The organism is Marinomonas piezotolerans (assembly GCF_003362755.1).
Classification (GTDB): Bacteria; Pseudomonadota; Gammaproteobacteria; order Pseudomonadales; family Marinomonadaceae; genus Marinomonas; species Marinomonas piezotolerans.
Genome location: NZ_QKRA01000004.1, coordinates 14,759 through 28,427, shown reverse-complemented (window position 1 = coordinate 28,427; position 13,669 = coordinate 14,759). Strand labels below are relative to the sequence as shown.

Sequence of the window (13,669 nt, the reverse complement as noted above, 5' to 3'; positions counted from 1 at the left end):
GAATAAGCCAAACTATATTGAAATGACAGCTATCTCCGCCAACGAAAACATTCTCGAATCGGGCTTTGATTTGCACATGCAACCAAAAGAACATGCACTATAAAAAATGCGCATTGTAAACATCCTGTGACCCCTATCAGATTTTTCCAAATCGATCTCAAATTTCTGGAGAGTTTGTCATTGATGATATTTATATCACTTTTTTTCAAAGCCCAAAAAGCGCATACCTCAATACTCAAGCACTGGAAAGCCCTTCTCACTATGATCACGAACAAAGCGAGCTAACTAGATCTATATTACCTACCAAAAAGTATGGATTCAGTACAGTTTCTGGGTTGCTATAGGAAAGTGCATTACCTTCGGTGTCTGCAACTACCCCTCCAGCCTGCAATACTACCGCGTGCGCCGCCGCCGTATCCCAAAGACTCGTCAAGCCAATACGCGGATACAGGTCTGCCACACCCTCGGCAACCAAACATAACTTTAAGGAGCTTCCCATGGACACCATTTCATAGTTAGTAAGCTTGCCGAGCCACTCTTGAACCTCCTCACTCACATGGGAGCGACTGCCTACTACTTTAAGATAAGCTTGCAATGTAGCCTCTTCATTCACTTGGATAGACGCCCTCATTTGCCTATAAATTTTAAATGCCCCCAATCCCCGAGCAGCCACATAGGACGTTTCAAGTACAGGCGCATAAACCACACCAAGTATTGGTTTACCATTTTCTATCAGAGCAATATTTACCGTAAACTCACCATTGCGTTTGATGAACTCTTTAGTGCCATCTAGTGGATCCACTAACCAATACAAGCCGTTTACATTCGGGCCTTTAAAAGCTTCGACGGCCTCTTCCGATAATATAGGAATATGTGGTGTCAGTTGCTGCAATTCTTTGACAATAACCGTGTTAGCAGCTTTATCAGCTTCTGTTAGTGGCGACTCATCAGCCTTGAAATCAACCTCAAAGTCGCGCCGATAGATCTCCATAATGCAACCACCGGCATTCAGAGCAATCTGTTCTATGGCAGGCAGTAGCTCTGCCAGTTGTTGATTATCCATTCTTGTCTCCATTTTCTTTAGGCACTATGCACCATGCCGTTTTCTATCAGGTATTTCACCACTTGATCCGCCGCTTGCTCAGCAGTCAGTTTGGTAGTATCCAATGTTATTTCAGCTTGCTCTGGTACTTCGTAAGCCGAATCAATACCAGTAAAGTTTTTAATCTCACCACGACGGGCCTTTTTGTATAAACCTTTTGGATCACGGTCTTCCGCCACATCGAGTGGTGTATTAATGAAAACCTCTAGGAACTCACCTTCTACCACAAGCTCCCGAGCCATATCTCGCTCAGAACGGAATGGGGAAATAAACGCAGTAATGACGATCAAGCCTGCATCTACCATCAGTTTGGCAACCTCCGCTACCCGACGAATATTCTCAACACGATCACCATCGGTAAAGCCAAGGTCTTTATTCAAACCGTGACGCACATTATCACCATCAAGCAGATAGGTATGAGCTCCCATGGCGTGAAGTTTTTTCTCCACTAGATTGGCAATGGTAGATTTGCCCGCCCCCGATAGCCCTGTCATCCACAAAATGGACGGTTTCTGGCCCTTAGCTTGAGCCCGAGCTAGTTTGTCCACATCCACATGCTGCATATGAATATTTTGACTACGACGCAGGGCAAAATGAATCATACCCGCAGCGATAGTGTTGTTGCTCATACGGTCGATGAGAATAAAGCCACCGGTGTCTTGGTTGGCTTTGTAAGCATCATAAGCAATTGGCCTGTTTAGGCTCACGGTACAAACACCAATACCATTTAGCTCTAGTTTTTTAGCGGCAGTATGCTCCAACGTGTTCACGTTGACTTGGTATTTAATATCCGTAACCGTCGCAGTCACCGCTTGCGTACCGATCTTCATTAGATAAGGGCGCCCGGGCAGCAGTGGCTCTTCGTGCATCCACACTATAGTGACTTCAAATTGCTGTGCGGTTTGGGCCGGCTGCTCCACTGTAGAGATCACGTCACCGCGAGAACAATCAATTTCATCTCTAAACGTGAGCGTGACCGACTGCCCAGCCACGGCCTCATCTAAATCACCATCATAGGTGTAGATAGACGCAACCGTGCTGATTTTACCAGTAGGCTGGACGCGTACTTCATCACCTGGGCGAATCACACCACTTGCGATGGTGCCAGAGAAACCCCGAAAATCTAGGTTAGGACGGTTTACCCACTGCACCGGCATACGGAAATGTAAACGCTGCAAGCGATCTTCATCCACTTCAACCGCTTCTAGGAAGCCCATCAGGGTCGCCCCTTGATACCAAGGCGTTGCCTCACTGTGGGCGGTGATATTGTCCCCCTTGAGCGCCGACATCGGTATAAAGACAATTTCGTCGAAACCCAGGTCTTTGGCAAATTCGCGGTAGTCGTCTCGTATTTGATTGAACACCTTTTCAGAATAGTCCATCAAATCCATTTTATTGATGGCTACCACGATTTTACGGATACCAATCAGTGACATCAGAAAACTATGGCGGCGAGTTTGCGTGAGAATACCTTTTCGGGCATCAACCATGAGTATCGCCGCACCTGCAGTTGACGCTCCGGTGATCATGTTACGGGTATATTGTTCGTGCCCCGGCGTATCTGCCACAATAAATTTGCGGCGATCTGTGGAGAAAAAGCGATAAGCCACATCAATGGTGATCCCTTGTTCACGCTCCGCTGCCAGACCATCTACTAGCAGAGCAAAATCAATCCCCTCCCCTTGAGTGCCGTATTTTTTGGAATCCGTTTCCATGGCTGAAAGCTGATCTTCAAACAGCATCTTTGAGTCAAATAGCAAGCGACCAATCAAGGTACTTTTACCGTCATCCACACTACCGCAGGTAATAAAACGCAGCAGACCTTTGTTTTCGTGCTGCTTTAGGTACTGTTCGATATCCGTTTCAATTAGATCAGATAAATGCGCCATTAGAAGTACCCCTCTTGTTTTTTCTTCTCCATTGATGCTGCGGAATCATGGTCAATGACACGCCCCTGGCGTTCTGATGTTTTCGTCAAAAGCATTTCCTGAATAATTTCCGGTAGGGTTGCTGCGGTTGATTCCACCGCACCGGTTAGTGGGTAGCAGCCGAGTGTTCTAAAACGTACGTTTTTCAGCATTGGCACTTCCCCTTCTCGCAATGGCATGCGCTCATCATCGACCATGATAAGTGCACCATTGCGCTCTACCACTGGACGCACGGCAGAATAGTAAAGTGGCACCAACGGGATGCTTTCTAAGTAGATATATTGCCAGATATCGAGCTCTGTCCAGTTGGACAGCGGGAAGACTCGAATGCTCTCGCCTTTATGTTTGCGGGCGTTGTAGAGTTTCCACAATTCCGGACGCTGACCTTTCGGATCCCAACGATGATCAGCTGTACGGAAGGAAAAGACTCGCTCCTTAGCGCGGGACTTTTCTTCGTCACGGCGAGCACCACCAAACGCCGCATCAAAACCGTACTGATTTAACGCTTGTTTTAGGCCTTCGGTCTTCATAATGTCCGTGTGCAACGCCGAGCCATGATCAAACGGATTGATGTTCTTTTCAACACCTTCAGGGTTAACATGAACAAGCAGCTCCAAGCCAAATTTTTTCGTCATCTCATCGCGAAACTTGTACATTTCTTGGAATTTCCAACGGGTATCCACATGCAGCAACGGAAACGGCGGCAGTGACGGTGCGAAGGCTTTGATTGCCAAATGCAGCATGACGGCGCTATCTTTGCCAATCGAGTAAAGCATAACGGGGTTTTCTGCTTCAGCAACGACTTCCCGCATAATATGAATGCTTTCCGCTTCCAGTCGTTTTAAGTGTGTCAATGAAGACATATCCTATCCTCTTGTTGTCGTATTCAATGGGTGATGACTGCTTACACTAATACCACGGTAATTTTGTTTCTTCTGGAGAGGGAATAAGCAGCTTTATACCCATATTCCCCAGCTCTGTTGCAATACCCGCTGCAGAAGCTGCAGACACCCCTACCATCAATGCATAACACGATTTGTCATTCTCAAGCTCTAGTAACGCCTTCCTTAACCAACCTATATTTGGCCAGTTACGATTTACTTGCCAGAGCACTTTCTTTCGTTCGCTTTGCACTGTTAGTACAAATAAGCGCTGCTTATTGACCACGACCTCTTTGCAGCAAGCGATGGTCGGTGCCAGCCTCGCAGCCCTATCATGTTGCAATTTACGTAGACGATGGGACCATTTCGATTGAGATGATTTCACAATCAGTTGTCGCCAGCCATACACTGGCATTGTCAAACCAGCGTCTTGCAAATACCTCATAGCACTACGCGCGCTGATCTGTTTTTGCATCTGCTCGCTAAGTCGTGATGCCCAAAGGTCACGATCTAGCCAGCAACCTTCACACAGAAGGAGAGTAGAAATCACCTGCTCTCCTATATCGTAAGTATCACACTTCGGGCGACCGCCTTTTTTGTTCTGCAACCCTTGCCAACCATGCAACTCAAACTGACTCATCGCCTTAAGCACTGTGGGTGCCGATAAGCTGGTGGTATGACAGATTTGTTGTAGGGGCACCCCCGCCAAACGCAACTTAATTGCTTCGACTTTATTTTTATCGAGCATAACCTGGCAGAAACCTATTTAACCAAAAGTATAGACTAACTCATTGTTTTTATTGAAATTATTAAAATCTAGATAAAAAATAATGAGATTAAAATATCGACATTTTAGTAGTAATCGACGTAAAATACCACCTTCTTTGCCTATTTAAACGGAGCGAACCTAGGTGGGTATAATCGTTTTATTGTCGATAGCAACACTACTGATCACTTTGGTGAAAACAAGTATACGCCCAGCCACCGCATTCACCGTGCTAGCGGCGATTTACCTACTGTTTGATTTAGTGCCTATCAATACTTTTTTGCAGGGGTATACAAACTCAGCTCTAGCAACTCTAGTGCTACTCATTCTTATTTCTGGAGTACTAGAAAAATCCCCCTTATTTCATCGCATGGCTGAATTTCTCTTGCATCGCAGTGAAGCTCAATCAAGACTCAGAATAGTGACCAGCAGTGCTTTATTATCCGCCTTTTTGAACAATACTGCAGTCGTTTCTTCGCTATTGAACAGCATTATGAGGCAACGACATGTCGCCCCTTCGCGCTTATTAATTCCCTTGTCTTATGCGTCGGTACTAGGTGGCATCACCACATTAGTCGGCACTTCCACAAACTTAGTCGTTAACTCTTTTGCGGTAAATGCGGGACTAGAGGAGTTTAGTATGTTTAGCTTCGCTTGGGTTGGCATACCTGTAGCCCTGCTGTGTCTTGCTGGTATTTTGCTCATCAGCCATTTTTTACCGAATCATCAGCAAGAAATCACTGAGGAACAATCCTATTTTCTAACCGCAGAATTAGATAAAGATTCACCTATGGTTGGTCACGACATTGAAACAAATCAATTACGTAAACTAGATGGCTTGTTTCTGTTGGAACTCGAACGTCAAGGCAAGTTAATTTCCCCAGTACATCCTGATGAGGTACTAGCAGCCGGAGACATCCTAATTTTTACTGGGGAAATCACCAAAGTACAGACTTTACAGCGCTTTCCAGGACTTTCTGTGCTAGGCGAACGTGTCGATGACTTAATGGGCAGCAATCTACTCGAAGCCGTTGTAACCAGTGATGCAGATATTGCAAATAGCACCCTCCAAGAAATTGACTTCAGAGCCATGTTTGACGCCGGAGTAGTGGGAATACGGCGCGGCAACAAACGCTTACAAGGACAGTTGGGGCGAATCCCAATTAGAGTCGGAGACTGCCTACTGTTGGCCGTCGGCCATGATTTTAGCAACAACCGCGCCGTTGATCGCAATTTTCATTTGCTTAGTGAACGGAGCCAAAGCGCTCAGCTAAGCCTAACCGCAAGTATCATAGTGATTGGCGGCTTTCTCACCACCATCGTCGCCTCTGGAATAGGGTTATTACCTTTGTTTAAGGGGCTTTTGCTCTTGTTGGGGATTTGTCTTGTCTCTGGACTCACCACTACTACTGAGCTGCGCAACCGCTTCCCATTTGAGTTAGTCATGGTTATTGGTTCAGCTTTAGCCATTGCCTATGGTGTTGAGCATTCTGCTGCGGCTGGACTAATTGCTGACTTTTTCAAAGAATATGTGAGCTCTGTGGATGTATATATTGCTTTTATAAGCATTTTCTTCTTGACTTTGTTATTGACTGAAACTGTCACCAATAATGCTGCAGCAGCTTTAGCCTTCCCCATTGCACTGAGTATCGCCAATAGCTTTGACGCAGACCCTACTCCCTTTATTCTCGCAGTTGCCTATGGTGCAAGCGCCTGCTTTTTAATCCCGTTTGGCTATCAAACCCATCTCATGGTGTTTTCACCTGGACGCTACAGAGTGTCTGACTTTATACAAGCAGGGCTACCTATTTCTGTGTTATATAGTGTTAGTGTATTGATATTGACTCCGATAGTTTTTCCGTTTTTCTAAACGCACTGAGAATTTTATAAACAAAACAGATAAATTTGATTCAATTTTATATAATTAGCGGAGACATAAATTTCGATCATTTCTATCAACTATAAAACTATCGATAATTGTCAGCAATAAGTGTGAAATTGAAGATATTAAATAGGAGGTTGCAACACCGATTAGACCAAAATCATCTACAAGAAGTAAAAGTGAAGCTATATATATAAAGAAACATAATGAAGTAATCGCAGATATATGTTTTGTTTTCAAAAAGTAAAACAATGAGGTATTTATAATTCGATAAATTCCGATAATTGAATATGATACATAAATTATAAAAAACAAACTGCTTCCAATATGATACTCTTGAGGAAATATAACATCAGCAAGGAATTTCAAAATAAAATATCCCGGAGCTAGCATTATAGCTAAAGCAGCAATTAACAAGACCTGATGCCTGATTAAGGAAAAATGATTTTCTTTGTCAGACAACTTTCTATAGAGCCATGGGGAGTAAGCTTTTGCCAAAGAGTCGAAGAAAATAGTAATAGGTAATATAAGCTGAATTGCTGCACTGTAAAGACCAACCTCATGCATTCCTATTTTTGAAGCAACAACCCAGCGATCAACGTATAAAAAACCAACTCCAAATATAGAATAAGGAAGCATTGGTATTCCAAATTTCAGTAATTCTTTATAAACATTAGCTTTAGGCACGCCCCAAGATAAAAAATCGCTCCTCTTGAAACTATACAATGCCGCAATAAAAAATAATGCTGGACCAAGCAGCGCAGATAAAACCCTTCCATCTAGCCCAAAGCTATAGTATTGCATAAAAACAAAAACAAAAATCAAGGTCATTAATGTACTTCCAATTTGATAAAAAGAGTACATCAGTGGTTGACTCATTCCTTGATGGATTATTTTTCTCAAATCAATCAGGTATGTAAAAAAAGCTATCACCAAAGCAATAAAAATAAATTCACTATTAATATTTATATCAAAAAAAATCAAGAAGATTATTAATAGAACTGAGATCACGAGCGAACTCAATAGAGCTATAGACATACTTCCTGAAATATAGTGCTTTATATCACTTGATTTATTTTCATCAAAAAGATTCCTAAGAATTAGCCCTTTACCGTTTAAGCCAACGAAAATTCCAAATGCAGCAATAAAAGTCTGAAAAATACTAAAAGCGCCATACTCTTCAGGGGTAAGCAATCGAGTAACAATAGGCACCATCAAAAATCCAATTAATGCTGATACGATGTTGCTGGAAAGATATACAATAAATACAGAGTTTTTGCTATCTTTCACAAACCTTAAAAAAAAATTCAATTTTTCACTCCCGACATTTATTCGGTTTGATTTTCTAATTTTGTCAGCTAAATCGAATATTGGCTAAACTAGATTGATTTTTCGAATACTTAAGCATGACACCAATATAAAAATCCCCGCGAAAAGGCGAGGATTCTATGTAAACCGACCCAATAACTGCATTTGACTAATCAGTGATATACAGAGCTGGTCACGCATAATATCCAAACTACACAGGAAGATAAAACTACACACTCCCTATTTTATCCGAGTTATTATCAGCCCTGATGCTTTAACGGGTATTTCAACCGCCACTTACCGTCGATCATTTCCCAAATATCTTTGTTACGGAATTTATCAACGGTCTCCCAAAATTGTTCTTCTGTGATCATATGAAAGCGCAGGAAGTCTTGGAAATACTCCTGAGGGAATTGATCGGTAAAGTGATTTACTATATCAATGGCATCATCACGACTTAGACGATCATTCCAGATATCATAGCAACACTGGTCTGTAACTCGCCAGAAACCAAATTTCAAATACTTGAACCAGATGTTAATCTCACAAAGCTTCTCATCAATATTATCGTAATTGAGTCGATCTCCAGAAAAAGGCACCTTACTGCGCCCAACAAAACCGCGTTTGGCTACAGCCTCGTAGTTTTTACGACCATCCCACCATAAATAATGACCAAGGTAGATACTTTGAATGCCCGCCTCTTCGAGTAATTCGTAGTCTGGGTATTTGTAAAAGAAAATATCCCGCTCTGAAACATCATCATCCAACCAGTAATGGATGGTCTTCTCTTTAATCAGATCACTTTTATTAATACCCAATGCGCTGGGTTTGCTGACATCATGCTGCAATCCACCAAATTCAAAGGCAATGTCTTCACCCCATACCACTAAAGGCACTTCGTAAATCAATGCGACATTAACGACACTAGAAAACATCGCACAGTGCTCAGCCCAGTTTGGCTCCCCCTGACGCAGGAAGCATTTTTGGCGAATTTTTCTAAACACACTAGGTTTAATCGTAATCTTCATGTGGTCCACATTCAGATCTTTGATCATATTATTCAGGTTCGCAATACCTTCTGTAGTGGGCATATGTGATCCCAAGGTAACACAAAGTACTTTCAGACCATAATGATCTGCCAGCTTCATAGCCTGAAACCAGCTGTCTTTCCCGCCAGAGACAGGAATGACCGCATCGTAAAAAGGCTTTTTAGCGGCTTTGATATCAGCAACAATGGAATCAAGCTGTTCGGCTCGTTCTTGCCAATTGATGGTTCCTTTTACTTCACGTGAACGGCAGGCATTGCAGTAGCCACGCTCGTCCAACACAATGCCCGGTTTCGTGTCGGGCATGACACATTTTGTACAATAACGCATGACTTACCCCTCGATGGCCTTGTAGTTGGCTTCGTCCATATAGGCTCGGCCGTAAAGAATATAATCGTCATCAAGCGAGTGCTCTTCCATTAGTCCTGTCAGTTTGTACTCTCTGGGATCATTCACCTCTAGACGCACTGGATCCACACCCTCATCATCAGCATGGTTAACAATTGAGTCCAGCAGAGTCCATTCGCCATTCGCTTCTTTGCGCCACAACTCTGGATCACGGAAAGGTTCAATGTAATCCATAAATTGCTGTTCACTTAAACCAACCCACTGCAGGAATTTATTCAAGGCTTGGGGTTTTACGTCCTGATATTTTTTCACCAGTTCGATACCCTCTTCCCTGGACATTCGTTTCAGTCGAATATCTCTTGATGCGTGATCAGACACTTTGCCATAACCAAATTTCAAAAATTTCACATAATCATGAACACTGGCATTGTTCCAGCAATAAATAGACTCGTAATGATTAAAGGTACGTTCCTGCTCCATCGTTTCATAACCATACTTTTCAATCATATCTTCAATCTGCTTCTGGGAATCCCAAAACACATAGTTACCCAGATATAAGCCACGTACACGCGATTTTTCCAACTGCTCGTCGGATGGATAGGTAAAGGCCTGCAAATCCTTGTCTGAGACTTTGTCACTGCCACCGATCAGAGTTTCTGCATCGTGACGACGCAATGCATGTTCTTTACGCACTTTTTTGGTCATCTCTACCCGGTCATGGTGGCTAAACATACCCACCTGATCCAGCCAACCATTTACCCCCCAGATAACCAGCGGAATATGTAACTTGGTAGCCACCTGTACAGGGAACGTGGCACTTCCCGCCAAAACATGCCAGTACATATCGCCAATTTTCTGCAGTGTCAGCCGGGTGATTTCCTTAACCGTATCTGGGCCAACGGTGGAATACATGTGATCACAATCCAACTCAGTAATCAGCCTGGCCAGATTACGAACTCCCACCTTAGTATTGAAGTGCGTGTTGTAGGTCACCAGCAGAGGCTTCAAGCCAAACTTATTCTTTATGGTATCTACTACAAAGAAATCATCACCCGTACCACTGACTGGAATAACGCAGTCATAAGACGAACCAGGGCGCTCCTTGTAATGATTCAGCAACTCTGCCAGTTCTTTTTCTTTAGCAGACCAATCTATTTTATATTTCTCTTCATGCACACGGCAGCCACTGCATACACCTTCTTCATCAATCCACAAATTAAGAGGGTGGTTCTCAGGGTATAAGCATCGTTTACAGTAATTCATTTCAGCCTCTTAGAGTGCTTACCAGTTTAGTATGGACGCCCTAAGGCATCGAACTCAAAGTCTTTATATTTCACCGCAGAACTAAGCCGCACATCCACGCCTGAACGCAGCAAATGGGATTTGGCAGCAATGGTACTGTGTTCGGTATGCTGGAAAATATTAGCCGCAGCAACAGCTTGAGCACCACCTTTCAAAGCACCATCACTCAGATGATCGAAATGCCCAACACCGCCACAGGCAATCACTGGAATTTTCAGTTCTTGAGTAACGGACTGCAACAACTCGACGTCATATCCTAAGCGGGAACCATCACGATCTACCGAATTGAGCAGGATTTCACCAGCACCATAGGATTCCATTTTTCGCGCCAGCTCTGCAGGCGTTTCCGCCATCACCCGCTGGTTGACATAATCCCATGTCTTGTAGCCCTGCTCCGTTGCAATGGCATCAATAGACACAGTAATGCACTGGTTACCAAAGAGTCTGGCGGACTCAGTAACGAACGCAGGGTTTTCAACAGCAGAACGGTTCAAACAAACTTTATCAGCACCCGCATTAAGCAAACTGTGAATGTCAGCAATGGTTTTGATCCCTCCCCCCACCGTTAATGGGATAAAACAATCTTGAACAGCCAGGTCCACCACTTTCACATTCGGGCTACGGCCTTCTTTACTGGCATCAATGTCAATGATCATAATTTCATCCACATCCCAGTTAGAAAAGAATTCAATGGCCGTCCTAATATTGCCAATTGGCAAGTAACGGTGAAAATTAAAACTCTGCACCACCAACTCATTTTTGGTGATAATACAAGGAATAAGGCGCGTTTTAAGCATGTCTATACTCCTGTGCCCACTGAAAAAAGCGTCGCATTGTTTCTAAACCGTTTGTCTGACTCTTTTCCGGGTGAAACTGCATACCCACCACATTGTCTTTCTGAACAGCAGCCGTCACCTTCATACCGTAGTCGACTGTTGCCAGTAAGTACTGAGGGTCGCAGATCGCATGGTAACTGTGAACAAAATAGAAGTTGCTGTCTGCCCCCAACCCCGCAAAAAAAGGATTATCCTGCTCAAGGATAAGATCATTCCAACCGATGTGTGGTACCCGAAAGCCAGCGGGTAAATCCAAATACTCTACATGACCAGGAATCCAGCCAAGCCCTTGGTGGTCTCCCCCCTCAGCGGAGCGTTCAAACAGCAGCTGCATACCTAGACAAATCCCAATAGTCGGTTTTTTCTTAACCAGCACCTGCTCGGATAGAATAGCGTCCAGATTTCGCGCGCGTAGATTCTTCATCGCATCGCCGAATGCACCCACTCCAGGCAAAAACACCACGTCGGCCTGATCTATCTCGACTGGGTCTGCTGTTAACAGAACCTCATGTTCCCCAATATGCGCAATCACATTTTTGATGGACTTGAGATTGCCCATGCCATAATCGATCAGGGCCACTTTTAAACTTTGTGTCATTGAATACCCCATTGAATTATCTACAGACAGTATCTAACTGTCATCGTAAAAGCTGCTAATTGAACGAGATCGAAAATCCTGCATTCACAGCAATATTTTTCCTGTAACATATCTAAAAAACTCAATAACAGATAGGTAATTGTACCAGTAACATCGTTCACATCCAGAATTTCGTACTATTAGTTGCGCTTTATAGGCTTGTAAAAAGTTCAGATTGTTGACCCAACAAACCGATCGGAGACATAATATGTCACTCGAATTTTGTTACCATTAACATAAACACCCACATATTCCCCCAGCAGAAAAAGCTGTTTTAATCGTCAAATATTCTACAGGAATAATCATCGAAGAACCTCCATCTTTCGCATAACAACATAATAAATAGAGGACATATTAACCAGTAAAAAAAGAGATTTCTATCGATGCAGCAATACCACAAACAATCGCCTTCATAAAAACATTCTTGCACTACATCATTTTAGAATAAAAGACAATATAGTTAAACTGAAACCAATATCATCATTAAGAAACATACAATTTAAAATAAATTAATTTTCTTCAGGCACGAATAAGGAATTATATACAAGCATTGACCTAACACTGGTTTATTTAAACGCATTAACCTCGTTCACCATCAAATAATAACTTTCCACAAAAAGTCAACTTATAGCCTTACTACCCATTAAAAACTCTTTTAAAATGAAATTCAGATCGCCTTATCCTTGACCTTTTCATCAATAATTTTAAGTTCTTTTAATAGTACACTATTAAAACCTGAAAAATTTTCAAAACTATTACCTTCTTTTTTGTATATTGTTCCAAGTAACTCATCTGTCTTTTCCGTGAAGCTTAGATTAATTACTTCACTCAACTTCCTAAAAGAAGAAAAAGGCGATTCAACAAATCGATCATAATCAACCACTATTGAATCATTAGCATTTAATATACTTCTACAAATAGATAGATAATATTGAGAACACCTATCAATCTCACTACTTTTTAGCCATAAACTGTCATCCTCTACCCAAAACGGCACCTTAACTCCATTTATTAATCGCGTTGCATATACTTGACAAGGGTGATTTTGATCTAAGCATTCATCAGAGAACCATCGCTTCATAAGCAAGGAGCTTATTACATCACCGTATGATCTATGCATTAGGATTTTTCTATTACCTGGAAACAATTGATCCATTTCATTAAGAAAGAATGTAACATCGGGAAGCTTAAAACTAAAATTTATATCCTTTACCAAGTCCTCCAATTGAGTTTGCCTAAACGATGAGTTCTGACGATTTAATATTTGATCTTTAGATTTGGAATGCAAAATACAGCTATCATCATTCAAATTCATATTAACATTTCTTCCCGCCAAAGAGTTCAGAAGAAAATCATCATAAAAATAGAATTGAAGAATCTCTTTAACAGATTTCATGGGAAGCTCTTTAAACTTCAAAAGTAGAGAGACTAGTACAGGAGGCTCAAATTTATACTCCGTATTTTCAAGAGAATTAATTAACTTCCCCATCATTGTCGTTCCACTTCGAGCACTTCCACCAATTATAATCATATCATCTAGAGACTTAGCCCAACCATTTAAATCTAATATATTCATTCCCACCTCTTTAAAATCATAAAAACACTAACTAGAAACACCATCAAACACTTTAAT

At 42.3% G+C, this 13,669-nt stretch carries 11 protein-coding genes; 1 reads left to right on the top strand and 10 read right to left on the bottom strand.

Going from position 1 to position 13,669, the window contains the following annotated elements:
- Positions 1-265: 265 nt before the first annotated feature.
- From cysQ to DN730_RS10355, 4 genes are read right to left on the bottom strand one after another with little or no spacing between them, the layout of a single operon-like run.
- Positions 266-1,063, bottom strand: coding sequence for a 3'(2'),5'-bisphosphate nucleotidase CysQ (gene cysQ, locus DN730_RS10370; RefSeq protein WP_115468070.1), 798 nt, complete (start codon positions 1,061-1,063; stop codon positions 266-268).
- Between the two features lie 17 nt (positions 1,064-1,080).
- Positions 1,081-2,991, bottom strand: a complete 1,911-nt coding sequence (gene cysN / locus DN730_RS10365; protein WP_115468069.1) for a sulfate adenylyltransferase subunit CysN — start codon at positions 2,989-2,991, stop codon at positions 1,081-1,083.
- Positions 2,991-3,893, bottom strand: coding sequence for a sulfate adenylyltransferase subunit CysD (cysD, locus tag DN730_RS10360; protein ID WP_115468068.1), 903 nt, complete (start codon positions 3,891-3,893; stop codon positions 2,991-2,993). Before cysD ends, cysN begins: the two co-directional genes overlap by 1 nt.
- 46 nt (positions 3,894-3,939) lie before the next feature.
- A complete protein-coding gene (locus DN730_RS10355) occupies positions 3,940-4,659 on the bottom strand; it encodes a COG3415 family protein (RefSeq protein WP_115468067.1) in 720 nt (239 codons plus the stop codon).
- A 163-nt stretch (positions 4,660-4,822) separates the two neighbouring features.
- On the opposite strand from DN730_RS10355, the gene DN730_RS10350 reads away from it, so the two are divergent.
- Entirely contained in the window at positions 4,823-6,547 is a 1,725-nt protein-coding gene (locus tag DN730_RS10350) for an SLC13 family permease (protein WP_115468066.1), read from the top strand.
- 54 nt (positions 6,548-6,601) lie between these two features.
- Here DN730_RS10350 and DN730_RS10345 read toward each other — a convergent pair whose 3' ends face one another.
- The 6 genes from DN730_RS10345 to DN730_RS10320 form a co-directional block, all read right to left on the bottom strand.
- Positions 6,602-7,870, bottom strand: a complete 1,269-nt coding sequence (locus tag DN730_RS10345) for an oligosaccharide flippase family protein (RefSeq protein WP_158541203.1) — start codon at positions 7,868-7,870, stop codon at positions 6,602-6,604.
- Positions 7,871-8,127: 257 nt separating this feature from the next.
- Complete coding sequence (locus DN730_RS10340; RefSeq protein ID WP_115468064.1) at positions 8,128-9,243, bottom strand: N-acetyl sugar amidotransferase; 1,116 nt, start codon at positions 9,241-9,243, stop codon at positions 8,128-8,130.
- 3 nt (positions 9,244-9,246) lie between these two features.
- A complete protein-coding gene (locus DN730_RS10335) occupies positions 9,247-10,524 on the bottom strand; it encodes an N-acetyl sugar amidotransferase (protein ID WP_115468063.1) in 1,278 nt (425 codons plus the stop codon).
- 26 nt (positions 10,525-10,550) lie between these two features.
- Complete coding sequence (locus DN730_RS10330) at positions 10,551-11,360, bottom strand: HisA/HisF-related TIM barrel protein (RefSeq protein ID WP_115468062.1); 810 nt, start codon at positions 11,358-11,360, stop codon at positions 10,551-10,553.
- Positions 11,353-11,997 carry an imidazole glycerol phosphate synthase subunit HisH gene (gene hisH / locus DN730_RS10325; RefSeq protein ID WP_115468061.1) on the bottom strand — a complete coding sequence of 215 codons (645 nt, stop codon included), beginning with the start codon at positions 11,995-11,997 and terminating at the stop codon, positions 11,353-11,355. The genes DN730_RS10330 and hisH overlap by 8 nt, the downstream gene beginning before the upstream one ends.
- A 706-nt stretch (positions 11,998-12,703) precedes the next feature.
- Positions 12,704-13,612, bottom strand: coding sequence for a sulfotransferase (locus DN730_RS10320; protein ID WP_115468060.1), 909 nt, complete (start codon positions 13,610-13,612; stop codon positions 12,704-12,706).
- Between the last annotated feature and the right edge of the window lie 57 nt (positions 13,613-13,669).

Excerpts from the sequence above, each read along its gene's own strand:
- DN730_RS10340 (WP_115468064.1), bottom strand. The coding sequence starts at position 9,243 with ATGCGTTATTGTACAAAATGTGTCATGCCCGACACGAAACCGGGCATT.
- hisH (WP_115468061.1), bottom strand. The coding sequence starts at position 11,997 with ATGACACAAAGTTTAAAAGTGGCCCTGATCGATTATGGCATGGGCAAT.
- cysN (WP_115468069.1), bottom strand. The coding sequence starts at position 2,991 with ATGGCGCATTTATCTGATCTAATTGAAACGGATATCGAACAGTACCTA.
- DN730_RS10320 (WP_115468060.1), bottom strand. The coding sequence starts at position 13,612 with ATGAATATATTAGATTTAAATGGTTGGGCTAAGTCTCTAGATGATATG.
- cysQ (WP_115468070.1), bottom strand. The coding sequence starts at position 1,063 with ATGGATAATCAACAACTGGCAGAGCTACTGCCTGCCATAGAACAGATT.
- DN730_RS10335 (WP_115468063.1), bottom strand. The coding sequence starts at position 10,524 with ATGAATTACTGTAAACGATGCTTATACCCTGAGAACCACCCTCTTAAT.
- cysD (WP_115468068.1), bottom strand. The coding sequence starts at position 3,893 with ATGTCTTCATTGACACACTTAAAACGACTGGAAGCGGAAAGCATTCAT.
- DN730_RS10355 (WP_115468067.1), bottom strand. The coding sequence starts at position 4,659 with ATGCTCGATAAAAATAAAGTCGAAGCAATTAAGTTGCGTTTGGCGGGG.
- DN730_RS10330 (WP_115468062.1), bottom strand. The coding sequence starts at position 11,360 with ATGCTTAAAACGCGCCTTATTCCTTGTATTATCACCAAAAATGAGTTG.